The sequence below is a fragment of the Clostridium estertheticum genome (genome assembly GCF_018861295.1).
GTDB lineage: Bacteria > Bacillota > Clostridia > Clostridiales > Clostridiaceae > Clostridium_AD > Clostridium_AD estertheticum_D.
This window is the reverse complement of record NZ_JAHLDM010000107.1, coordinates 1-529: the sequence shown is the minus strand read 5'-3', so window position 1 is coordinate 529 and position 529 is coordinate 1. Positions and strand designations below refer to the sequence as shown.

The 529-nt window shown below is 28.5% G+C and carries 1 pseudogene; it reads right to left on the bottom strand.

The features are described 5' to 3' along the window. Positions 1–203: 203 nt before the first annotated feature. Positions 204–529, bottom strand: a pseudogene (locus KPL54_RS25885) (hypothetical protein); the annotation flags it as partial.

The following is a 529-nucleotide window of genomic DNA, read 5'->3' as shown; positions in this document are numbered from 1 at the left end:
TTGTAACATAGAGCTTGTTTAGTATTCTAAACAAGCTAATTTTTTATAATAAGCTACAAGTATAATTATTTCATGAGTAGCTCATAATTAATGCACCCCTATTACGTAAGTGCCTTCACTGCGTAGCAACCTTAGATTCTAGGGTAACTATAAGCTATAAAGCAATTTTTTATTTTTATATTAAAGCAATTTATCTAAATAATTTAATTAAAACTAAACTTTACAATAGGCTTTTCTTTGAAGATAACATAATTGCTTGCTATAGTATCTTTTACAAAAGCTTTTAAATTCGAGTATCCGAAGGTGCTTGAAATTTTATATAAATACTGTATTTTAAGTGTCTTTAACTCTTTGGACAGTACCCTCCAATTGTTTGTAAATGTTCTATATATCAAAGGTATTTTCTCTTTGTACCCAAGAGCTTTACGAGCTATACAGAATGCCGCGGATACATGAATAGATATTCCTTTAGCTTTCATATATTTTATTTTACCCATTTGGCTAGTGTATGCTGGATTTACATAAAATA